This is a genomic window from Spirochaeta thermophila DSM 6578 (assembly GCF_000184345.1).
In the GTDB taxonomy this organism is placed as follows: Bacteria; Spirochaetota; Spirochaetia; order Winmispirales; family Winmispiraceae; genus Winmispira; species Winmispira thermophila.
This window is the reverse complement of record NC_017583.1, coordinates 1,039,585-1,061,000: the sequence shown is the minus strand read 5'-3', so window position 1 is coordinate 1,061,000 and position 21,416 is coordinate 1,039,585. Positions and strand designations below refer to the sequence as shown.

At 62.6% G+C, this 21,416-nt stretch carries 21 protein-coding genes; all 21 read right to left on the bottom strand.

Annotated features, from left to right (window positions below):
* Positions 1–35: 35 nt before the first annotated feature.
* On the bottom strand, positions 36–1,382 hold the full coding sequence (gene hslU, locus SPITH_RS04740) for an ATP-dependent protease ATPase subunit HslU (protein ID WP_014624576.1): 1,347 nt from the start codon (positions 1,380–1,382) through the stop codon (positions 36–38).
* Positions 1,379–1,915 carry an ATP-dependent protease subunit HslV gene (gene hslV, locus SPITH_RS04735; RefSeq protein ID WP_014624575.1) on the bottom strand — a complete coding sequence of 179 codons (537 nt, stop codon included), beginning with the start codon at positions 1,913–1,915 and terminating at the stop codon, positions 1,379–1,381. Before hslV ends, hslU begins: the two co-directional genes overlap by 4 nt.
* A complete protein-coding gene (locus SPITH_RS04730) occupies positions 1,912–2,829 on the bottom strand; it encodes a tyrosine recombinase (protein WP_245523450.1) in 918 nt (305 codons plus the stop codon). The genes hslV and SPITH_RS04730 overlap by 4 nt, the downstream gene beginning before the upstream one ends.
* 17 nt (positions 2,830–2,846) lie before the next feature.
* Positions 2,847–5,018: a type I DNA topoisomerase gene (topA, locus tag SPITH_RS04725; protein WP_014624573.1), complete on the bottom strand. Its 2,172-nt coding sequence runs from the start codon at positions 5,016–5,018 to the stop codon at positions 2,847–2,849.
* The gene (gene dprA / locus SPITH_RS04720; protein ID WP_014624572.1) at positions 5,015–6,037 is read right to left on the bottom strand and encodes a DNA-processing protein DprA; all 1,023 of its coding nucleotides are present in this window, start codon (positions 6,035–6,037) and stop codon (positions 5,015–5,017) included. Before dprA ends, topA begins: the two co-directional genes overlap by 4 nt.
* On the bottom strand, positions 6,034–6,747 hold the full coding sequence (locus SPITH_RS04715; protein WP_014624571.1) for a tetratricopeptide repeat protein: 714 nt from the start codon (positions 6,745–6,747) through the stop codon (positions 6,034–6,036). The genes dprA and SPITH_RS04715 overlap by 4 nt, the downstream gene beginning before the upstream one ends.
* A 2-nt stretch (positions 6,748–6,749) precedes the next feature.
* The gene (locus SPITH_RS04710) at positions 6,750–7,649 is read right to left on the bottom strand and encodes a tyrosine recombinase (RefSeq protein WP_014624570.1); all 900 of its coding nucleotides are present in this window, start codon (positions 7,647–7,649) and stop codon (positions 6,750–6,752) included.
* 9 nt (positions 7,650–7,658) lie between these two features.
* Positions 7,659–8,819: a cell division protein FtsZ gene (gene ftsZ, locus SPITH_RS04705; RefSeq protein WP_014624569.1), complete on the bottom strand. Its 1,161-nt coding sequence runs from the start codon at positions 8,817–8,819 to the stop codon at positions 7,659–7,661.
* Positions 8,820–8,844: 25 nt separating this feature from the next.
* The gene (gene ftsA, locus SPITH_RS04700; RefSeq protein WP_014624568.1) at positions 8,845–10,074 is read right to left on the bottom strand and encodes a cell division protein FtsA; all 1,230 of its coding nucleotides are present in this window, start codon (positions 10,072–10,074) and stop codon (positions 8,845–8,847) included.
* Positions 10,074–10,889: a cell division protein FtsQ/DivIB gene (locus SPITH_RS04695; RefSeq protein WP_014624567.1), complete on the bottom strand. Its 816-nt coding sequence runs from the start codon at positions 10,887–10,889 to the stop codon at positions 10,074–10,076. Before SPITH_RS04695 ends, ftsA begins: the two co-directional genes overlap by 1 nt.
* Positions 10,882–12,012 carry a putative lipid II flippase FtsW gene (ftsW, locus tag SPITH_RS04690; protein WP_014624566.1) on the bottom strand — a complete coding sequence of 377 codons (1,131 nt, stop codon included), beginning with the start codon at positions 12,010–12,012 and terminating at the stop codon, positions 10,882–10,884. The genes SPITH_RS04695 and ftsW overlap by 8 nt, the downstream gene beginning before the upstream one ends.
* A gap of 8 nt (positions 12,013–12,020) precedes the next feature.
* Positions 12,021–13,103: a phospho-N-acetylmuramoyl-pentapeptide-transferase gene (mraY, locus tag SPITH_RS04685; protein WP_014624565.1), complete on the bottom strand. Its 1,083-nt coding sequence runs from the start codon at positions 13,101–13,103 to the stop codon at positions 12,021–12,023.
* The gene (locus SPITH_RS04680) at positions 13,096–14,508 is read right to left on the bottom strand and encodes a UDP-N-acetylmuramoyl-tripeptide--D-alanyl-D-alanine ligase (protein WP_014624564.1); all 1,413 of its coding nucleotides are present in this window, start codon (positions 14,506–14,508) and stop codon (positions 13,096–13,098) included. Before SPITH_RS04680 ends, mraY begins: the two co-directional genes overlap by 8 nt.
* The gene (locus tag SPITH_RS04675; protein ID WP_013313681.1) at positions 14,505–14,774 is read right to left on the bottom strand and encodes a hypothetical protein; all 270 of its coding nucleotides are present in this window, start codon (positions 14,772–14,774) and stop codon (positions 14,505–14,507) included. The genes SPITH_RS04680 and SPITH_RS04675 overlap by 4 nt, the downstream gene beginning before the upstream one ends.
* A complete protein-coding gene (gene rsmH, locus SPITH_RS04670) occupies positions 14,761–15,726 on the bottom strand; it encodes a 16S rRNA (cytosine(1402)-N(4))-methyltransferase RsmH (protein WP_041624190.1) in 966 nt (321 codons plus the stop codon). Before rsmH ends, SPITH_RS04675 begins: the two co-directional genes overlap by 14 nt.
* Positions 15,727–15,752: 26 nt before the next feature.
* Complete coding sequence (gene mraZ, locus SPITH_RS04665) at positions 15,753–16,193, bottom strand: division/cell wall cluster transcriptional repressor MraZ (RefSeq protein WP_013313679.1); 441 nt, start codon at positions 16,191–16,193, stop codon at positions 15,753–15,755.
* 165 nt (positions 16,194–16,358) lie between these two features.
* Entirely contained in the window at positions 16,359–17,975 is a 1,617-nt protein-coding gene (locus SPITH_RS04660; protein WP_014624562.1) for a glycoside hydrolase family 57 protein, read from the bottom strand.
* A gap of 3 nt (positions 17,976–17,978) precedes the next feature.
* Positions 17,979–18,692, bottom strand: coding sequence for a DUF4912 domain-containing protein (locus SPITH_RS04655; protein WP_014624561.1), 714 nt, complete (start codon positions 18,690–18,692; stop codon positions 17,979–17,981).
* A gap of 25 nt (positions 18,693–18,717) precedes the next feature.
* Positions 18,718–19,572 carry a class I SAM-dependent methyltransferase gene (locus SPITH_RS04650; RefSeq protein WP_014624560.1) on the bottom strand — a complete coding sequence of 285 codons (855 nt, stop codon included), beginning with the start codon at positions 19,570–19,572 and terminating at the stop codon, positions 18,718–18,720.
* Between the two features lie 9 nt (positions 19,573–19,581).
* Positions 19,582–20,418 (bottom strand): hypothetical protein, encoded by an 837-nt coding sequence (locus SPITH_RS04645; protein WP_014624559.1) that lies wholly within the window; start codon positions 20,416–20,418, stop codon positions 19,582–19,584.
* Positions 20,415–21,407: a hypothetical protein gene (locus tag SPITH_RS04640; RefSeq protein ID WP_014624558.1), complete on the bottom strand. Its 993-nt coding sequence runs from the start codon at positions 21,405–21,407 to the stop codon at positions 20,415–20,417. Before SPITH_RS04640 ends, SPITH_RS04645 begins: the two co-directional genes overlap by 4 nt.
* Positions 21,408–21,416: the final 9 nt, after the last annotated feature.

Sequence of the window (21,416 nt, the reverse complement as noted above, 5' to 3'; positions counted from 1 at the left end):
CCGCCTCCTCGTGGAGATTACGGATTTCTCCATGCCTAGAGGATGTATCGTGTGATATCTTCATTGACGAGCACCTTCGCCAATCGTTCTTTCACATAGTCGGCGGTGATGGTGATCTTCTGTCCCTGGATCTCGGGACCTGCGAACGAGACCTCCTCCAGCACCACCTCCATGATGGTATGCAGCCGGCGGGCTCCTATGTTCTCGGTACGTGTGTTCACCTCCTCGGCGGTCCGGGCGATCTCCTCGAGCGCCTCCTGGGTGAAAGAGATCTCCACCCCCTCGGTCTTGAGGAGTTCGGTGTACTGTTTGATGAGGGCATTCTGGGGCTGGGTGAGGATCTTGAAGAACTCGTCCCGTGCCAGGGGCTCGAGTTCCACACGAAGGGGAAACCGGCCCTGGAGTTCGGGGATAAGATCGCTCGGTTTGCTCATGTGGAAGGCCCCGGCCGCGATGAAAAGGATGTGGGAGGTATCCACGATGCCGTATCTCGTATTCACCTTGGCTCCCTCTATGATGGGGAGGAGATCCCGCTGGACGCCCTCGCGGGACACATCCACACCACCCGTCTTGCCTTCCTTCACCGCGATCTTGTCGATCTCGTCGATGAAGACGATACCCATCTGCTCCACCCGCTGTCTGGCGATCTCCGCCACCTGATCGGTGTCGATGAGCCGCTCCATTTCCTCGGCGAGAAGCAACTCCTTCGCCTGTCGCACCTTCACCCTCTTCCTCTTCTCCCCTCCGAAGAGGTTGGCGAGCCCGCCGAGACTCATACCTATCTCCTCGAACCCCGTACCGGAGAAGACCTCTATGGAGGGCATGAGCGGACGCCGCACGCTCACCTCCACCATACGGTCGTCGAGCTCCCCTTTTTTCAGCATCTCCCTGAACCGTTCCCTCGTGCCGGGCGAGACACCCGACTCGCCGGTGGCAGTCCTGCTCCCGGGGAGGAGCAGGTCGAGGAGACGTTCCTCCACCCTCCGTTCCGCCTCTTCCTGGACTCCCGCCTGCATCTCCGATTTCACCATGGCCACCGCCACGCTCATGAGGTCCCTGATCATCGATTCCACGTCGCGACCCACGTACCCCACCTCGGTGTACTTCGTGGCCTCCACCTTGAGGAAGGGTGCCCCGGTGAGGCGGGAGATCCGCCGCGCAATCTCGGTCTTCCCCACGCCCGTAGGACCGATCATGATGATGTTCTTGGGTGCGATCTCGTCCCGCAGCTCGGGGGGAAGCTGCTGCCTGCGCCACCGGTTGCGGAGGGCGATGGCCACCACCTTCTTGGCCTGCCCCTGACCCACGATGTACTTGTCGAGTTCCTCCACGATCTGCCTGGGCGTGAGGTCCTCCAGCTTCCGCTTCACCCCTTCACTCATGAGAGCTCCTCCACTATGATCTGTTCGTTGGTATAGATGCAGATGGATGCGGCTATCCGCAAGGACTCCTCGGCGATCCGCCTGGCGGAGAGGTCGGTATGGGAGAGCAGGGCCTTCGCCGCGGCATGGGCATACGGCCCTCCCGATCCTATCGCGAGGACCCCGTCTTCAGGTTCCACCACGTCTCCCGTGCCCGAGAGGAGGAGCATCCGCTCCCTGTCGGCCACGAGGAGCAACGCCTCGAGTCGCCTCAACATCCTGTCGGTACGCCAGTCCTTGGCCAGGGCCACCGCACTCCGGAGTACGTCCCCCGAGAACTCCTTGAGCTTGCCCTCGAACCGCTCGAAGAGGGTGAAGGCGTCGGCCGTGGCACCGGCGAACCCCACCAGGACCCTCCCGTCGTAGAGGGTCCTCACCTTGCGAGCGTTTCCCTTCATGATGGTGGTGCCCATGGTCACCTGGCCGTCCCCCGCCATGGCCACCACGCCGTTCCTTCGAACCGCGATCACCGTGGTGCTCTTCACCTCGCTCATGAATCGCTCCTTTCCGCATGAGGGTGCGCCTTCCGGTACATCCGCTTGAGGGCGGGAAGGCTCAAGTGCGTGTACACCTGGGTGGTGGAGAGACTCGCGTGGCCCAACATCTCCTGCACCACCCTGAGGTCGGCCCCCCTCGAGAGGACGTGCGTGGCGAACGAGTGCCTGAAGACGTGGGGGCTTATGCGCTTCTCCAGTCCCTTCTCCCTGGCCCGCCGTTCGATGATGTAGGCCACGCCCCTGGTCGTGAGCGGGCTCCCCTTCTGGTTCACGAAGAGCGCCCCCTCCTCACGTCTCCCCATCCGCTCGAGGAGGGCCTGCCGAAGGGGGAGATAGGCGGCGAGGGCCTTGCGCGCACCCAAGCCGAGGAAGAGGAGCCGTTCCTTGCCGCCCTTCCCCTTCACCACACACCACCCCCGGGAGACCTGCACACCACTTATGGTGAGCGAGACCAGCTCCTGCACCCGGCACCCGGTGGAATAGAGGACCTCGAGGAGGGCCCTGTCCCTGAGGCTCGCGAAGTCGCTCCCCTCTATGTCGAGGAGACGATCCACCTCGTCCTCGAAGAGAAACGAGGGAAGCCGCTTCCCTGCCTTCACCGAGGAGATCCCCTCCATGGGCGAGTCGATCCTCACCCCTTCCCTCCTCAGGAAGCGGTACCAGCTGCGGAGCGAGGAGAGCATGCGGTTGATGGAGGAAGGGGCCTGGCGGGCGAGCGTGTACTCCGCCACGCAGTGGCGTATGTCCTCGCGCGTGGCGGAGACCAGATCGGTTCCCAGCTTCTCCAGGAAGGCCCCCACCTTCACCAGGTCGTTCCGGTACGATCTCACGGTGGCTTCCGAGAGTCCCCTCATGTGCGAGAGGTGGGCGAGAAACCGATCGATGAGTGTCTCCTGGTGGAGTGTGCTCACGGATCCTCCCTCCATGGTCATTCCTCGCTCCCCACGGTGGAGATCTCCAGCTCGGAGGTGTCGCTTCCATCGATCACCACCGGCACCTCCCCCTCCCGTTCGTGGAGATAGCTGCACGAGGGATTCACGCAAAGCTTCACGCTCCCCTCCTTCGAGGTCTTCTCCATGAGCGGCCAGCCGCACATGGGACACGAGGTCCCGCTGGGCGGATAGGGGCTGGTGAACGAACACTCGGGATAGCGCGTACATCCGTAGAAGACCCTCCGTCTCCCCCGCCTTCCCCGCCGCTCCACGATCTTCCCGTCACACCCCGGCATGGGGCAGTCGGCGAGGGGGAGGGGACGTGCGTTCCTGCACTCGGGGAACCCGGAACAGGCGAGGAAGTAGCCGAACCGACCGAGCTTCTTCACCATGGGACGACCACACTTCTCGCAGGTCTCCCCGGTCTCCTCCTCGAGCGTGCCCTTGATCGACTCGAGGTGTTCCATCACATGGTCCACCTTCTCCCTGAACGGCCCGAAGAACTCCCGGATCATGCTCACCCACTCGACCTTCCCCTCCTCGATCTCGTCGAGCTGGGCCTCCATCCGGGCGGTGAAGTCCACGTCCAAGATGTCGGGGAACGATTGCACCAGGATGTCGTTCACCACCTTTCCCAGCTCGGTGGGGACAATCTGCCGCTCCTTCCTCACCACATAGTAGCGGTTGAAGAGCACCTGGATGGTGGGGGCGTAGGTGGAAGGTCTGCCGATCCCCAGCTCCTCGAGGGCCTTCACGATCGTGGCGTCGGTGTACCTGCTCGGCCCGGTGGTGAAGTGCTGCGAGGGGATCCACTCCTCGATCGTGAGCTCTTGTCCCTCCTCGAGCGGAGGGAGCTTCTTGCTGGTATCCTTCGGTTTGAGGACCGAAAGCACGGAGAGGAAGCCCGGCTCCACCACCTGTGTGGCGCTCGCCCTGAGGACTCCTTCCCCCACCTCACACTCCACAGTGACGGTCTTCGTGACCATGGGTTTCATCTGGGACGCGACGAAACGTTCCCAGATGATGGAATAGAGGCGCCACTCGTCCCGGGAGAGATGCTGTTTCACGTGATCGGGCGTGTAGTCCACCACGGTGGGTCTGATGGCTTCGTGGGCATCCTGGGCGCCCTTGCCCCGGGCATAGCGCACGGGGGCATCGGGAAGGGCCTCCGGATGATGGGTCTGGATGTAGTTCCGCACCATGGAGAGGGCCGATTCGGCCACCCTCGTGGAGTCGGTCCTCATGTAGGTGATGAGACCGATGCGGGTGCCGCCGAGGTCCACACCTTCGTAGAGACGTTGGGCGATCTGCATGGTCTTCTGTGAGCTGAAACCGAGGCGATTCGCCGCCACCTGTTGGAGCTGGGAGGTGGTGAAGGGAGGTTTGGGCCGCACCTGCCGGGACGTCTCCTTGAGAGACTTCACCCTGCAGGGGTGTTCCCGGAGGAGGGCAATGATCTTGCCGGCTTCCTCCTCCGTCTTGATCTGGGGCTTCTCACCTTTGTAGCTCACGAGCTCCAGGTCGAGCGAGGAACGCCCCACCACGGCGCGAGCAGCGATGGTCCAGTATTCCTCCGGGACGAAGGATTCCACCTCCCGCTCCCGTTCACAGATGAGCCTGAGGGCCACCGACTGGACGCGCCCGGCGGAGAGGCCGTTCTTCACTTTCTTCCAGAGGAGGGGGGAGAGATGATATCCCACCAGGCGGTCGAGCACCCGCCTCGCCTTCTGGGCTTCCACCTTGTGGATGTCGATGGACCGGGGGTGCTCCACGGCCTCCCGTATCGCCTGGGGGGTGATCTCGTTGAACACGATCCGCCCTATCTCGAGATCCGGATTCTTCTTGAGGAGGGCATCCCTGATGTGATAGGCGATGGCCTCCCCTTCCCTGTCGTTATCCGAGGCGAGGAGGACCTTGGAGGAGGCGTTGGCCTTCTCCTGCAGGGCCTTCAGGATGGGAGCCTTGCCCCTCACCACGATGTAATCCGGTTCGAACGAGCCCTCTATGTCCACCGCGAGCCGTGACTTCGGCAGGTCTATGAGGTGTCCCTTGGACGCCTCCACCTTGTATCCCTTCCCCAGATACTTCTCTATCGTCTTCGCCTTTGCAGGAGACTCCACCACGAGGAGGGTGTAAGGATTGGTGTTCGTGTCACGCTTTTTCTTCATGGCTTCCTCTTTATGATCGATCCACCGTGTCGAAGGATGTGTCCCTCGAGTTCCGCCTCCATGAGGCGGGCCACGGTCTCTCCGGGGCGTCCCCGGTCCTCGGTCCGGGAACCCCCTCCCCCATCGGCCGGGGCCTCCCTCTGCGAAGGGATACCCCAATCCTCCAGGATGTCCGCAATCCCGCCTACGGCCTTCGCCCCCGAGTCGGCGAGGGCCCGTACCCCCTCTCCCTGAGGCGAGGAGAGGAGATCGCCGTGGACGAAGACATCCCGCCCCTCGTCCAGGGCGTACTGGGCGGTGATGAGAGCGCCGGAACGCGCCGGTGCCTCCACCACCACGGTCCCCCTCGTGCATCCCGCGATGATCCTGTTCCGCTCCGGGAAGTGGTGCTTTCGTGCCGGTACGGAGGGGGCATACTCGGAGATCAGGGCTCCTCCCGCCTCTACGATCCGGATGGCGAGGCGGCGGTGATGCCGAGGGTACAGCTCGCACAGGCCCGATCCGAGCACCGCCCACGTGGGACCTCCCGCATCCACCGCCCCCTTGTGGGCTGCACCGTCTATACCTCTCGCGAGCCCCGAGACCACCACACCCCCTTCCTGGACCGCGTCACACCCGAGAAGATAGGCCGCCCGGCTTCCCTCGAGGGTGGGATGCCGTGTACCCACCACCGAGACGAAGAAACGGGGTTCCTTTGGCTCCAGATTTCCAATATAGTAAAGAAGGAAGGGAGGGTCAAAAGTCTCTCCAAGCAGGGGAGGATAGAGCCGCTCCCCCCTCCGACACACGGAGATACCCTTCGCCTCGCAGAGCCGCACCTCCTTCTCTGCAGCCTTCAGGGCCTCCGCCGGAGAAAGACGGGCCCGAGGGATGATCCTGCCGATCATCCTCTCTATCTCGCCCTGAGTGAGACGGGCGAACTCCTCCACAGAGGAGAGCGAGGCGAAGACCTTCTCCTTCTCCTTCCCCGAGAGAGCGGGGAGCAGGTCCACTGCAAGGGCGAGCGGATTCACCTTCACTCCGTGCCTCCTGAGAGCTGGAGGATATGCTCCTGGGCCCTCGTCTTGATCTCACGATCCCGGGCGTGTTCCACCACGTAGCGGTACTCCTCCTTGGCCTCCTCTATCCTGCCCACCTCCACATAGGCCCTCGCGAGCACGAAATACGGCTCCATCCAGCCCGGATCGATTTCCACGAGCTTCCTGAGATGTGGAATCGCATCCTCCGGCCGCCCCATCTCGAAGACATAGAGGATGGCGATCCCGTAGAGGCTCTCCTTGAGCCTGGGGTCGAGATCAAGGGCCCTGAGGTAGTAGGACTCGGAGAGTTGGAGATACCGATCGCGCTCCACGGGATCCATCTGGGCCTTCGCCATCCGGCCCGCGCAGATTCCCGCCATCTGAAACAATACCGGATTCTCGGGATAGATGGTGATCGCCTCTTCAAGGGCCTCGAGCGCGAGACCGAACATACCCTGCTGCATGTAGGCCTCGGCCAGGAGCTTGTAGTAGACCCCGAGCTGTCCTGCGGCACGGACCTTCTCCTGGACCACCTGCCTGTACTTCTCTATACCCTCCTTCAGCTCGGCGATACGTTCGGGGTCCTGCTTCGTCTGCTCAGGTTCGGGCTCGAAGACGAGGAGTCGCTCGAGCATGGCCTCGGTATCGTCCTTCCTGCACCCTCCAAGGAGAAGCAGAGGCACCAGAATGAGGAGGACACGAGCTCTCATGGCTACCCCCTTGGGTGGTACATGTGATGGTAGGATGCGAGGCGACGGGCGTCCACATGGGTGTAGATCTGCGTCGTGGAGATATCGGCATGCCCAAGGAACTCCTGCACCTCCCTCAGATTCGCCCCTCCGTGGAGCAGGTGGGTGGCGCACGTGTGTCGAAACGTGTGGAGCTTTGCGTCCACCCCGCTGGCCGCGACGAGCCTCTTGAGTCGGATCCAGGCGCCCTTCCGCGAAAGACGTCGTCCCCATCGGTTGAGGAAGACCGCCTGCTCCCGCGAGCCAGGACGGCGTGCCGCCAGGACCGGTCGCGCCTCGGAGAGGTATCGCCTCATCCAGTGCCCGGCCTCCTTTCCGAAGGGCACGAGACGCTCCTTCTCCCCCTTGCCCCGCACCTTCACGAACCCCTCGGAGAGGAAGATGTCCTGGAGGTCGAGTCCGCACGCCTCGGAGACCCGAAGCCCGCAGGAATAGAGCACCTCCAGGAGGCATCTGTCCCGCATCCCCTCGGGGGGGGTGGTATCCACCGCTTCGAGGAGGATCTCCACCTCCTCTTCCTCGAGGACGCGGGGCAGGGTCCGCGAGATCCGGGGCGCATCCATCTCCTCGAGCGGGTTGTCGGGCCGCACCCCCTCGAGCACCAGGAACCTGAAGAACGATCGGAGGGCGCTCATCTCCTTGGCGATCGTGCGGGTTTCCTTGCCTTCCCCCCGCTCGTCGACGATGAACTCCTCACACGTACGGCGGGAGACCGTCTCCACCTCCAATCCCCTGCACTCCAACCATGCGCAGAACCGTTCACAGAGAGGTAGATACGTCTCCTCGGTGAGGCGCGAACGCCCCAGCTCTGCAACGAGATGCGTCCGGTATCGGCGCAGCAGGCGCTCATGCCCGGTAGTCATAGACCTTCCTCACTGTCCCTTCCTTCGCTGATACCTCAGGACAGCAGGGATGCCCAACTCGTCCTCGCTGGGGAAGAGCGACCGTGGAACCATCCGTTCTTCCTTCTTCGGGGCCCCCCCCTTCCCGAGTATCCTGTCCCACTCGTCCACCGAGAGGACTTCCTTTCGTTCCTGGGCGGGCTTCTCCTCCTCCACCGCCCTCACGTGCTGGAATCCGGTGGCGATCACCGTGACCACCACCCAGTCCTCCATCTCGGGATCCTCGGCCGTGCCCACGATGATCTCGGTCTCCTCGTCGGACTTGGAGTTCGCATTGATGATGTTCATCACCTCGCTGTACTCCTGGAGGGTGAAGTCGGGCCCCGCCGTCACGTTCACGAGTATTCCTTTCGCCCCTTCGATCTGGATGTCGTCGAGGAGGGGGTTGTTGATGGCGGTGGTGGCGGCGTCGACGGCTCGATTCTCACCACGACCCCTTCCGACCCCCATGAGGGCATCGCCCCTTCCCTTCATGATCTTGCGGACGTCCGCGAAATCGATATTGATGATACCCGGCCTGGTGATGAGGTCGGAGATGCCCTGCACCCCCTGCCTGAGGACATCGTCCGCCACCTTGAAGGCCTCTCTGAGGGGGGTGTTCGGTTTCACCACCTTGAGCAGGTTCTCGTTGGGTATGATGATGAGGGTGTCCACGAACTCGCGCATCTTTCGGATCCCTTCCTCGGCGATCCGAGCCTTCTGTCTGCCCTCGAAACCGAAGGGCCTGGTCACCACCCCCACGGTGAGGATGTCCAGCTCCCTCGCCACACTCGCGATCACCGGCGCCGCCCCGGTCCCCGTCCCTCCCCCCATACCCGCAGTGATGAACACCATGTCCGCACCGGTGAGGAGATCCCGTATGGTGTCCCTGTCCTCCTCGGCCGCCTTTCCCCCCACTTCGGGATTCCCTCCGGCTCCCAGACCACCGGTGAGTTTCTTACCCAGGGGCACCTTGGTATCGGCCAGGGAGAGCCCCAGGGCTTGCACGTCGGTGTTCATGGCGACGAAGTCCACGTGCTGCACCCCCGCCTCTATCATGCGGTTCACGGCGTTGCATCCGCCTCCGCCCACACCGATCACCTTTATTCGCGTGGGGTTCTGTGAAAACTCGTCGATCAATTCGATATTCATTTCCCCTCCCTTCGCCTCAAGGGCGTCATTCGAAAAAGTTCTTGAGCCACTGCCCGATCGAGGAGAACCACGACGATCTCCTCTGGGACAACGGCCTCACACCTTCCTCGAGGAGCACTTCCTTCCCGAAGAGGAGGAGACCCACCGCGGTGGCGAACTCCGGCGTCTCGAACTCCGGAGGAAGCCCCTTGACCCCCATGGGATACCCCACACGGGCGGGCTTGCCGAAGACCTCCATGGCGAGCTCGGAAGCCCCCTCGAGGAGGGCGCCTCCTCCTGTGAGCACCACCCCCCCACCCACGTGGGGGAGATAGCCCTTCTTCTGGATCTTCTCGAGTATGAGCTCGTAGATCTCGGTCATACGAGCCTGTATGATGTGCACCACCTCGGCCCTGCTGGTCGCGAGGGGAGGCCGTCCCCCCACCCCCGGGATGATGACTTCTTCGTCCTCCACGAGGGGGAGGAAACAGCACCCCGATTGGCGTTTCAGCCGCTCCGCAGCCTCGAACGGAGTCTCCAGCATGATGGAGAGGTCGGAAGTCACCTGGGAGGCCCCTATGGGGATGGCTCCCGTGAGGTACGGCGCTCCACCCAGATACACCACCACATCGGTAGTGCCTCCTCCGATGTCGATGTGGACGACTCCCAGGTCCTTCTCGTCCTCGGTGAGGACCGCCTTGCCCGCCGCAAGGGCTTCGAGGAAGAGGCCGTGCACGTCATACCCTGCCCGCTGGACGCACTTGATGAGGTTTTGGGAAGCCGTGACCGATCCGGTGATGATGTGCACGTCGGCCTCCAGCCGCACACCGAGGATGTTGAGAGGGTCCTTGATGTGGTCCTGCTCGTCCACCTTGTACTCCTGGGGAATCGCATGGAGGATCTCCCGGTCCATGGGGAGCCCAAGGGCCTTGGCCGCATCGAGGACCCGCACGATATCCTCCTGAGAGACCTTCCGCTCCTTGCCCTTTGGAGAGACGGCCACCACTCCCTTCGAGTTGATCCCCTCTATGTGTGTGCCCGCGATCCCGGTGAAGACATCCTCCACCTCCCTTCCCGCCATCATCTCGGCATGCTCGATCGCCTCACGCACCGCCTCGAGGGTGGCATCGATATTGATGACCACCCCGCGGCGCAGACCAGGAGAGACGGCCCTCCCCACCCCTGTCACCTCGAGCTCCCCCCTCTCGGAAAGCTCGGCGATGAGACTCCTCACCTGTGTGGTCCCTATATCCAGTCCGACTACCACGGGATCCATCAGACACCACTCCTCTTCGTATACGTAATACGCCCTCCTCTGAAATCCACTTCAGACATCCCCTCCAGGAGGCCCTCCTCCGAGAGCACATCGAGAATCATGAGGGCATAGTGCACCTTCTCCTCGGTGAGATGGCCCTCGAACCTCACCGGCACCCGGTAGCCTCTGAAGAAGACCTGGATGTCGAAGAGGTATTCCCCGCGGGCCACCAGCCTGAACTCCGAGATCAGCCCCAGAGTCCGGGGACTCGTCTTCCGGAGTTCGTCTACATCCTTCAGGAAGGCCCGTACCGCCTCAGGCACCCGGGCCCCCACCATGAACTTGGAGAACCGCACACCGCTGAGCACGGGCAGGTCCACAGCGGGGACCTGCTTCCCCGCGAGGAACACCACACCCTCCTCGTCGCACACCGCAGGGACGAGGACCCCGTCCCGATCGACGAGAAGATACACGAGCGGCGTGCGAGAGGCAAGGCTTATCCTCAATGTCCCGGGGAAGACCTTCTCCACCTCCACGTGGGCCACCACGGGCCAGGCCTCGAGTCTCCGCCGGATCTCCTCGGTCCTCACCGTGAAAAGGATGGGATGTCCGACATCGAGTCCCGCCCGCTCGAGGATCACCTCGGAAGACGCCGGGAGATCCCCCTCCAGGATGATCCTCGTGATCCTGAGCCGGGGGAGGAGCACCACCTGCACTACGAGGTAGAGGGCGCCCGCCAGCAAGGAGCAGGCAAGCACCCACCAGATCCACCGCCCTCTCGATCCCCGTTCCTTCGCAGGGGTCAGGTATTCCGCATAGAGCATGTGGTCAGCCATGCGGGTCCCTCCCCCTCCGTGACAGATTTCCAAGGAGTCCGCAGAACATGAGGGTCACGAGGGCCGCCGACCCTCCTGCGGAGAAAAACGGGAGCGGCACCCCGGTCGTGGGAAGCAGACCGCACACCACCGAGAGGTTTATGAGCACCTGGAGGGCGAGGGTGGTCGTCACGGAAAAGGCGAGCAGCCTGGGGAAGTCCTCTCCCTGGCGCATCCCTATCCGGTACCCTTCCAGGACGAGCATCGCGAACAGGAGGCAGATCCCCACCACCCCCACGAATCCCAACTCCTCCCCCACCGTGGCGAAGATGAAGTCCGAATGGGCTTCGGGCAACACCCCATACTTGTAGGTGCCGTTTCCCATGCCCTTGCCCCAGAAGCCCCCCTCCGAAAGGGCGCGGAGCGAGGCCTGTATCTGGTATCCCACACCGTCGGGATCACGGGACGGGTCGAGATAGGCCAGGAGTCTCAGCACGCGGTGTTCCCTGGTGAACAGAAGGATGAGGAAGAGCGGAACGCCCACCATGAAGAAAAAGGCGAAGTACCTGAAGGGCACCCCTGCCGCGAAGAACACGTACATCCCCGAGAAGAGGAGGAAGATGGCGGTGGAGAAGTCGTTCTGGAGATAGACGAGCAACACGAAGGAAAAGAGGACGACCGCGGGCGGCACGATGGAGACCCCCGGATCCTCGAACCTGTCACGTTTCCTGGAGAGGATGTAGGAGAGGTAGAAGACGAGGACGAATTTGGCGAGTTCCGAAGGCTGGAAGGAGACGCCGGCTACCACGATCCAGCGGTTCGCACCGAAGAACGACACCCCTATACCGGGCACGAAGGTGAGGAGGAGGAGCCCCAGGGTGCCCAGGACCATCCAGGGCACGGTGCGCTGCAGGACCTCGAGGGGGATGAGGACGAGGGCTCCCGCCACCACGAGACCCACCGCAACCCTCACCGCCTGTTGGAGCACGAAGTAGTAGGGGTTGCCCACCAGGACTTCCGAGCGATAGTGGGAGGCAGAGAAGAGCATGGAGAGCCCCACCGAGAGGAGGAGCACCACCAGCAACGGGAGGAAGGTGCCTCTCGAGGAGTCGTGGACACGTTCGGGTGCGAATCCGCCTCTCATGGTACCCCTTACTGGATCTTGAGCGTGGAGAGCCCTATGATCGCAAACAGGCCTCCGAGTATCCACATGCGGATCACCACCTTACTCTCGGGCCAGCCCGAGAGCTCGAAGTGGTGGTGGAGCGGCGCCATCCTGAAGATCCGCTTCCCTCCCCGAAGCTTGTAGGAGAGGACTTGGAGGATCACGGACGCGGTCTCGAGGACGAACACCCCCCCCACGATGAGCAGAAGGATTTCCTTCTTGAGGAGGATACCCAGGACGGCCAGGGTTCCCCCCAGGCTGAGGCTCCCCGTGTCGCCCATCATGACCTCGGCGGGATGCGCGTTGAACCAGAGGAAACCGATGCTCGCCCCCACCAGGGCCGTGGCGAAGACCGCGAGCTCTCCACTCCCGGGAAGATACGGTATCTGGAGGTACTCCGAGAAGTCCACACGACCGGACAGGTAGGCGAAGACCGCCACCGCCAGCCCCACCATGATCACCAGGCCGGTGGCGAGACCGTCGAGCCCGTCGGTCAGGTTCACGGCATTGGAATACCCGACGATGAAGATCACGGCGAAGGGAATGTACCAATACGAGAGATCGAGGACCGGATTCTTGAAGAAGGGGATGTAGAGGAGGGTGGTGTACTCGTTCCCCTGTCTGAGGATGAAGAAGAGGATGAGAAGGGAGAGGACGATCTGTCCTATGAACTTCACCCCTGCCCGCAATCCCGTACGGTTCTTCTTGAAGACCTTGAGGTAGTCGTCGACAAAACCGAGAAGACCGAAACCCACCACCGAGAGGAGCATGATCCAGGTGTAAGGATTGCGAAGATCTTGCCAGAGGAGCACCGAGATCAGGATGGAGAAGATGATGAAGGTTCCCCCCATGGTAGGTGTACCCGACTTCGCCCGATGGGTGCTCGGGCCGTCCTCTCTCACCTCCTCCCCCGCTTTGAGTCGACGAAGCCAGTCGATCACCATGGGCCCCAAGACGAAGGAGATGAGGAGCGCGGTGACAGCGGCGTAGGCCGCCCTGAAGGTGATATACTGGAAGATATTGAAAGGCGTGAAGTACTTCACGAGCGGATAGAGTAGTTCCTTAAGCATGATACCTCCCCTCGAAGTCCTGGATGATCCGTTCCAGGCCCAGTGCCCTCGAGCCTTTGAGCAGCACGAGATCCCCTTCCTGAACGATCGAAACGAGGAGCGAGGACGCCTCCTCCACGGTCCTCATCCACCAGACCCCGCTCCGCCCCTCGAGCACAGCAAAGGCGGCTTCCATCTCCTCACCCACCAGCAGCACCACATCCGCCGGATATCCGGCGAGATAGTCCCCCAGCCTCCTGTGCTCGGACGGAGCGGCATCCCCCAGCTCACGCATGCTCCCGAGGACCACGATGCGCCTCCGGACCCCCTTGAGACCCCGCACGCCCTCGAGCGAAGCCCTCATGGACTCGGGATTCGCATTGTAACAATCCACGAGGAACCACACCCCCCCGATCTCCTTGAGCTCCCCTCTCCCGAAGAGCGGACGGTAGGCCTGGAGCCCCTCCGCCACCATCGAGGGAGGAACACCCAGGTGATCGGAGAGACGGATCACCCCCAGGGCATTCCTCACCATGTGTTCCCCGTATCCCTGGAGCGGTATACGCAGCCCCTTCCACAAAAGGATCACGCCTTCGAGCCCCCGACTCTCCCACCCCTCGAAGCCCTCCACCGTGGCAGGTCCGTAGGGGAGGAAGGTTCCACGCCACCCCTCCACCAGGACATGGAAGAACTCCTCGTCCTCGGGGATGAAGCCCACCGAGCGATCGTCGAAAGAGGAGAAGATCTTCGCCTTCTCGCGTGCGATGCGCTCCCTCGTGCCAAACCGCTCCAGATGCGCACTCCCTATCCCCGTGACGACCGCGAGATTGGGCTTCACGATACGTGCGAGCACGTCCATCTCCCCGACATGATCGATACCCATCTCGCAGATCACCACCTCAGGCTCCTCCCGGATACCGAGGATCGAGAGCGGCACGCCTATTTCCGAATTGAGGTTCCCTTCGGTGGCCCACACCCTCGAATAGTGGAGGGAGAGCACGGCTCTGAGCATCTCCTTGGTGGACGTCTTCCCGCTGCTCCCGGTCACCCCTATCCGAATCGGAACCCGGAGGGACGAAAGGTACCACTCGCCCAGGGTCTGAAGGGCCTCGAGCGTATCGGGCACCACGAGGAGGGCCCCGCGGGTCTGGACCACGTGTTTCAGGAGGGCCGATCCCGCTTCAGAGAACACGGTCTCCTGCACCAGGGCTGCAGACGCGCCTCGTTGGAAGGCCTCTCCCAGGTAGAGGTGACCATCGGTGAAACGACCCCTGAGTGGGACGAAGAGCACACCTTCTTCACACTCCCGGGAATCGATCGTGACCCTCCGGATCGGGGGACGTTCTCCGGATGGGGCGACGAGGCGAGCTCCTACGATGGAAGCCAGCTGGTCCAGGGAGAGGGCGGGAAGGGTACGGGCGCTCATTCCCCCCCTCCTTCCACCTCGATGACGAGACGGTCTCCCACGGGCCCGAGGCCCAGGGATTCCTCGCCGAGGCGCTCTATCCGCTGAGGATGTCTGAGGGCCTCCACCGCGGTGATGAGCTTCTTGTTCTCCTCCACCATCCGTTGCTGCTCCAGTTCGAGCCGCCGGAGTTCCTCCTTGAGGGCCGCATACCGGTACCCCTGCCAGATATTGAGAAAGAAGAGGAGAGAAAAGAGAAACACACCGAGCCACCTAAGGTAGCGCATGTCCCTCCTCCCTGAGGTGCGCCGCATCCCGGACCTTCTCGAGCACCCTCAGCCTGGCGCTCCTGGAAGCCGGGTTGGTCCTCACCTCCTCTTCGCCGGGACGGACCGGCTTCTTCGTGAGCACTTCGACTATGCCCTGTCCCCCACACCTACATATCGGCTCTTCCGGGGGGCAGGTACAGGCGCTGGCATAGAAACGGAAGAGACGCTTCACGATCCTGTCCTCGAGGGAGTGAAAGGAGATGACCGCCATCCTCCCCCCCGGCGCGAGGAGTCTCACTCCCGCCCTCACGGCCCTCTCCACTCTCTCCAGCTCCTTGTTCACCACGATCCTCAGGGCCTGGAAGACCCTCGTGGCCGGATGGATCCGTCCACGCCGTGCCTTGGGAGGCACGGCCTTCATCACCACCTCAGCCAGGTGATCGCTCGTGGTGATGGGCATCTTCCTCCTCTCGCTCACGATCGCCCGTGCGATCCGCCTCGAGAAGGGCTCCTCCCCGAACCGGGAGAAGACATCCACCAGCTCGGTCTCGGAATAGGTGTTCACCACGTCGGAGGCCTTCATGGGGAGATACGGAGAGAGCCGCATGTCGAGCGGCTCTCTCCGGAGAAAAGAGAAACCCCTCCCAGACTTCTCGAGATGATACGACGAGATGCCCAGATCCATCAGGATCCCCACCGGTCTGTCTTCCGCAGGGAAGGACTCCAGGACCTCGTCGAACCACCCCTGGACGAGGCGCACCCGATCCCCGAACCGACTGAGACGCTCGCCAGCCCGGGAGAGCATGATGGGATCCGCATCCACCCCGAGGAGCCGGATGCCGGGATGAGATTCCAGGAGGGCCTCGCTGTGTCCGCCCTCACCGAGCGTCGCGTCCACCACCAGACCGTCCCGCACCGAAAGAAAGGCGCCCACCTCTTCCCTCAATACCGGTACATGTACTATCTCCATGCTCACCATCTCGTCTCCTCCTTTGTTCAGAAGAACACCATCTTCCCCAGGTCCTCGGCCGCCTCCTGGAACTCTTCCTCATGGAGTTCCCAGTACCGTTCGAGCTCCTCGGCGTCCCAGAGCTCTATATACTTCTTGATGCCCAGAATCACCACATCCCTCTGGAGCCCTGCGAACTCACGCATCGCCTGGGGAACCGTGATCCTCCCCGCCTTGTCGATCTCCACCTCCTGGGCGGGAGCGACGATCCTCCGCTGGAGGAGCCGGGCCTTCTGCTGGAAGGGAGAGATGCTCGTGAGCAGGTTCTCGGAGATACGGGCCCACTCCTCAGGGGGAAAGAGCCAGAGGCATCGATCGATCCCACGCGTGAGGATCAGAGAATTGCCGGGGAGCTCGACCCTCATCTTGGAAGGGAGGAGGAGCCTGCCTTTGTCATCCAGCGTGTTCCTGAACTCCCCGGTGATCATGTTCCACTTTCCCCCTAAAATTTCCCACTTTTTCCCACTTATTTCCCATACTACCGCATTTTTGAGGTTTGTCAATAAAAAAGACTCAAGGTGAGACGGGATTCTGCCGATAAAAGGGGCTCATCTCAACACATGTTGAGATAGGAAGAGGTGATGACGAGGCTTTCAGAGGATGTAGAGGGACGGACTCACCGGCACGTTCGCTCGAGCGAAGACACGATAATCCATATCTCCGAAGAGAGGATACCGCCGCTCCCTCCCGGTGATGAGATCCGCAGGGAGCGCCCCCCGGGCAAACGCGTCGTAGATCTTTCTGAAATAGAAGAGGTGTTCCTTGATCCTCCGGAGCGCGTAGGGGACCATGGTCCCGTTCCGGATGATGAAGGGCCAGTCCGAGGCCTGCGCGAGGAGGAGCTCCCTCGCCGCCTGATTGAGGGCCCGCCGCCGCAGCCCCTCGGCATCGGAGAAACGCTCCACGAGGTCTTCCATCTGCTCCACGGCCGCATGGAGGTGTCGATAGATCCAGTCGTTCCGACCGTCGAGCCACACCTCCGAATAGCCCTTGGTCCCCCAACTGGAGAACGAGGGACGATTCTCCTGGAAGGGATACCCCTCTTTCAGGTAGTCGGAGGGACGTATGAGGGAAAGGGTCTCCTCCTCCGCCACCTTCCTGATCATCGCCTCGAGCCAGGCGGGTCCCTCGAACCACCAGTGGCCGAAGAGCTCCGCATCGTAGGGACAGACGATCGCAGGAGGAAAGGGCATGTGCTTGGACACCTGCCGCACCTGCTCCGCCCGCTCTTTCACGAAGTGCGCGGCATGCTCCTCCACCCGGGCGAGGGCCCGGTCCGGATCGTAGATCTCCTTCTCTCCCGAGCGGCCCGTGATCGCATGGTACTTGTAGCCCGTGAAGACCCGGTTCTCCCCGTCGGGGAGGAAGAACGCAACGTCCTCGAGGGGGAGCTCGTACCCCACGTCCCGGTAGAAGTCCCGGTAGACCGGATCGGCCGGGTAGCCGTCCTCGGACGACCACACGGCGCGTGCCGCTGCAGGATCGCGACCGAAGGCCACCACGCCGGACGGGGTTCGGACCGGTGCGAAGATGCCGTACTCCGGCCGCCTCTCGGCAAAGAGGATGCCATGGGCCGCGGTGAAGAAGTAATCGATCTGCGCGGCGTGGAGGTACTCCTCGAGACCCGGCTCATACCCGCATTCAGGGAGCCAGAACCCCCGGGCCGGAAGCCCGAAGGTGGACAGATGGGTGCTCATCCCCAGGGAGATCTGGGCCCACACCGCAGAGGGATAGATGGTGAAGAGGGGAAGATAGGCATGCGTGGCCGCCGTGGGGATGATCTCGAGATATCCCTTCTTGTAGAAGTAATCGAAACCCTTTACGATGTTGCGAGCGTATTTCGATTCGAAGTCCTCGAGATTCGTCCGGTAGAGGTCGAGGTACATCTCCACCACGCGTTCGAGTGCGGCCTTTCCCTGGACCCGCCGCTGCTCCTTCTCCCCCAGCTCGAGGAGGAGATGGAGATGATGGACGTAACGTTCCTGGAGGAGGGGGTCGGTGAGCATGGAGATGAGGGTCGGGGACACGGACATCGAGAGGGAAAACGGGACTCCGTCCTTCTCCAGGCGTTCGAAGACCCTCAGGAGGGGGAGATAGGTCTCCGAGATGGCCTCGTAGAGCCAGAACTCTTCCAGAAAACGCGGGTGTTCGGGATGACGGACAAAAGGGAGATGTGCGTGGAGGTGGAAGAGCAGGTATCCCTGGGTCATACGTCACCCACCATAGTAGGAACTTGAACTCGTACTATCAACCCCCCCATCGGGGAAGAAGAGCTCCTCGCGGTTGTGGAGGGCCGAGATTGAGATGAGGATGTCTGAGTTGAGACTCACCTCGCCGGGTCGTTTCGGTTTCACCTGCGGTACGGGGACGTGTACCACGTTGGACCTGCAGAGCAGCACCTCGCGATCCTTCTCCATGGTGATGAGATCCACGCGGTAGGCCGCTCCCTGCACGGGGATGTTGATGTACCAGGAGCGGTCCTGCAATTGTACGGGAATCACGAAGCTCTCCTCGGAGAGGAACCCCTCTCCATCCATCGTTCCCCGATGTACTCTCAGGAAGAGCCCCCCGAACTCCTCCTTCTTGAGGCGAACGAGGAAGGTCTGAGGTATCTCCCAGTAGCAGAAGGCCCAGGAAGGATCCCTCAGAAGGAGGTAGATGCCTGTCCGGTTGTATTCCCGCGGGAAGGGGAACTCCTCCTCGCCGTAGTCGATCTCCTCGTCGAGCGAGATCTCGTACTTCCGCTGCTCTATCCTCATGGGATGGTTGGTGAACAACTCGCGTTCCTCCCTCCTCTCCTCGTAGAAATCCAGGAGGATGTCCACCAGCTCGTCCTTCTCCGCATCCTCGGGGAGGCGCACCCCTTCCCTGTTCGCGAGGCGCTGCAGTTCCGCGACCGAAAGCTGCTCGAGTCGCTTTCTCAACATAGGTCTATCCTAGGGAAAAGCTTTTTCACCTGTCAAGTAACGCACCCGTCTTCCTGGAAAGGACGATCATCACGTCGCCGAACCCCCACCACTTCGCCAGCACGTCCAACGGGCGCTTGAGATACTCGGGGGCGAGGCCCTTCGCGATCCCCCCCCAGGTCTTCCACCGCACGGGAGAGAGCCCCGCCCGGACGAGGAGACGGGAAAGATGTCGCTTCGTGAAGAGGAAGACGTGATCGGGGATGGCCGACCTCCAGCGCTCCTTGAGGAGACGGGCCTGGAGGCCCTCCCGGTTCGGAGTGACCAGGATACACCAGCCTCCCGGCACGAGGAGCGAATGGATGCGTTCGAGAAAGCTCACGGGATCCGGGACGTGTTCGATCACGTGCGAGGAATGGATCACCGAGAAGGATTCGGGCTCGAAGGGAGCTTCCTCGAGGGTCCCCTCGAAGACGTCCACACCATGGTGTTCCCGCGCGTGACAGACCGAGTGATGACAGATCTCGACCCCCTTCGTCTCCCATCCCCTGGAGGAGAGGTGGGCGATGAGGCGACCCGTGGCACAGCCGATGTCCAGGAACCGACGGACGGGCAGGGTCCGCTCGAGCCAGAAGAATCCCACGTCCCGGAGCCCCTTGAGCATGAGCTGGAAGAAGTTCTCCTCGTTCTCCAGCTCATACTGGAAGTACCGCTGGTCGTACCGGGCATGGAGGGCCCGAGGCACCGGTTGGGGATACTGGTACACGAACCCGCACGCCCTGCATCTCACGTAACCGAAGCCCTCTCCCTTCCAGAAGGGGAGGCGCTCCTCCGATCCGCACACGTAACACGGGATTTCTCGTACGGGCTCGTCTCCAGGGATCGAGGAATACGTCTTCATCACACACTCCTATCGTACGACCAGGGGATACACCCGGGAGGAGAGATTTCCGGCAAGATCACGGGCCACAACCCGAAGCTGCTGTCGGCCGGGGAGGAGCCTGAACGCACCGAGAAAGACCAACCCGTCCCCGGTGTAGACAGGCTCTCCCGGCACGCTCCCCTCGGGGAGAAGGGCCTTCTGGACCAGGGAGAGACTGCTCCACTCGATCGTCGAAAGCTCCACCCCTTGGAGGAGGAGTGAACACCGGAACCAGAGACCCTCTCCCAGGGGCCCGGGATCATCAGCCCGCAGGAAGAACCTCCACACGCCGGGGGGTATGACGGTCTCCCCCCCGGAGGGGAGTGAGATCCGTTCCCTATCCCTCTCCATAACGAGGTCCAGGATACGGGGGGGACGGGTATCGGGAGGATCGACGGGGGGAAGGACGATGAGGGGATTCACAATCTTTTGCCGCCGGAGATCGAAGAGCTCGAAGTACCACGAGGTCCCTTCGATATCGGCGAGAGGAGTGATCGGCCCCGCCACAGGAGGCAGGGGAGAAGGGGGAAGCCCCTGATAGATGGAGAAGAAGTCCTCCTCGTGTGCGATCACCACGAGAGAGGACGTCCACAGGGGAAGGGAACCTGCATCCCCGGCCTCTCTCGTGAAGACCACCTCACCGGCCGCCACCGGCGACACCGTCCCCCGTGAGGTGAAGATGAGCCCGGGGAGCGTCATCCCCTCGACATGGCTTCCGAACCCCATGGAAAGGAAGGAGGGATCCACGGGCCACTGATAGGCCCAGAGAGGAGACGTCAGAAAGGAGAACAGCACCCCCAGGAAGGGAAAGAGGGCCTTCCTCATACGTCATCCTCCAGTGACAAGGAGAACACCCCTCCCGGATGGCGGAGGAAGACCCTCCGTCCTTCGGAACCGGAGAAGGCAGGAGGAGGAAGGGGAAGGGAGAAGAGGACCGCATGCATGAGGGATGAGATGAAGGAGAGCATCCTCCCCGGACCATCGCCGTGGTCCACCAGGTGGAGATCCGCACCCAGGGCGGCGGTGAGGCGGGGAGAGGAGAGAGGAAGCGTCCAGATCTCGCGGGTCCTCAGATCAACGAGGAGGAACCCTTGCGCCGATTCCACACCCAGAAGGGTGTCTGAAAGAAAAGAAAGGAAGACCGGACGTCTGAAGGAGGAGTCGAGGACGAAGCGCATACGCTCCTCGAGGCCTCCGTCGATGCCGAGGAGTACCACCTGCTGGGGGTGGAGCCCCACCACCGCCGCACAGAGGGAGAGATTCGGGCTGAGGGCCACACCGTACACCACTCCCCCCCCCTCCCACACCCCCTCACCCCCCCTCCCCCGGACCACCACTCGCCCCCCCACCTCTCCCGCCGCCATCACTCCCCCCCTCACGTCCAACGCCGTGAGCATCCCCGCATGGACCCACATCCCCCGCTCCTCCCCGTCGGTCCCCCACTCCCAGACCCTCCTCCCGAACCGCCCCACCATGAAGAGCCGATCATCCTTCACGAACGGCACCCCTCTGTCCGGGAGCCGCCCCTGCACCCTCCCGTCCCACCCCCGCACCACCCAGCCATCCCCCTCCCGCGCCACCACACCCCACCTCCCCCCCACCACACCCTCCCCCCTCACTTCCCGCCACCCCTCCTCCCCCACCGCCCCCACGACCCCCGGTCCCCCGTACACCCACACCACCCTCCCCACATCCCCCCCCTCCCCTCCGCCCCACTCCGGCACCAATCCCACACCCGTCCTCACCCTGTACGGGAAGACGACGAACAACACCACCGAAAGCACCAAGATCCAGAAGACACCTGCTCGACTCACTTCCCACTC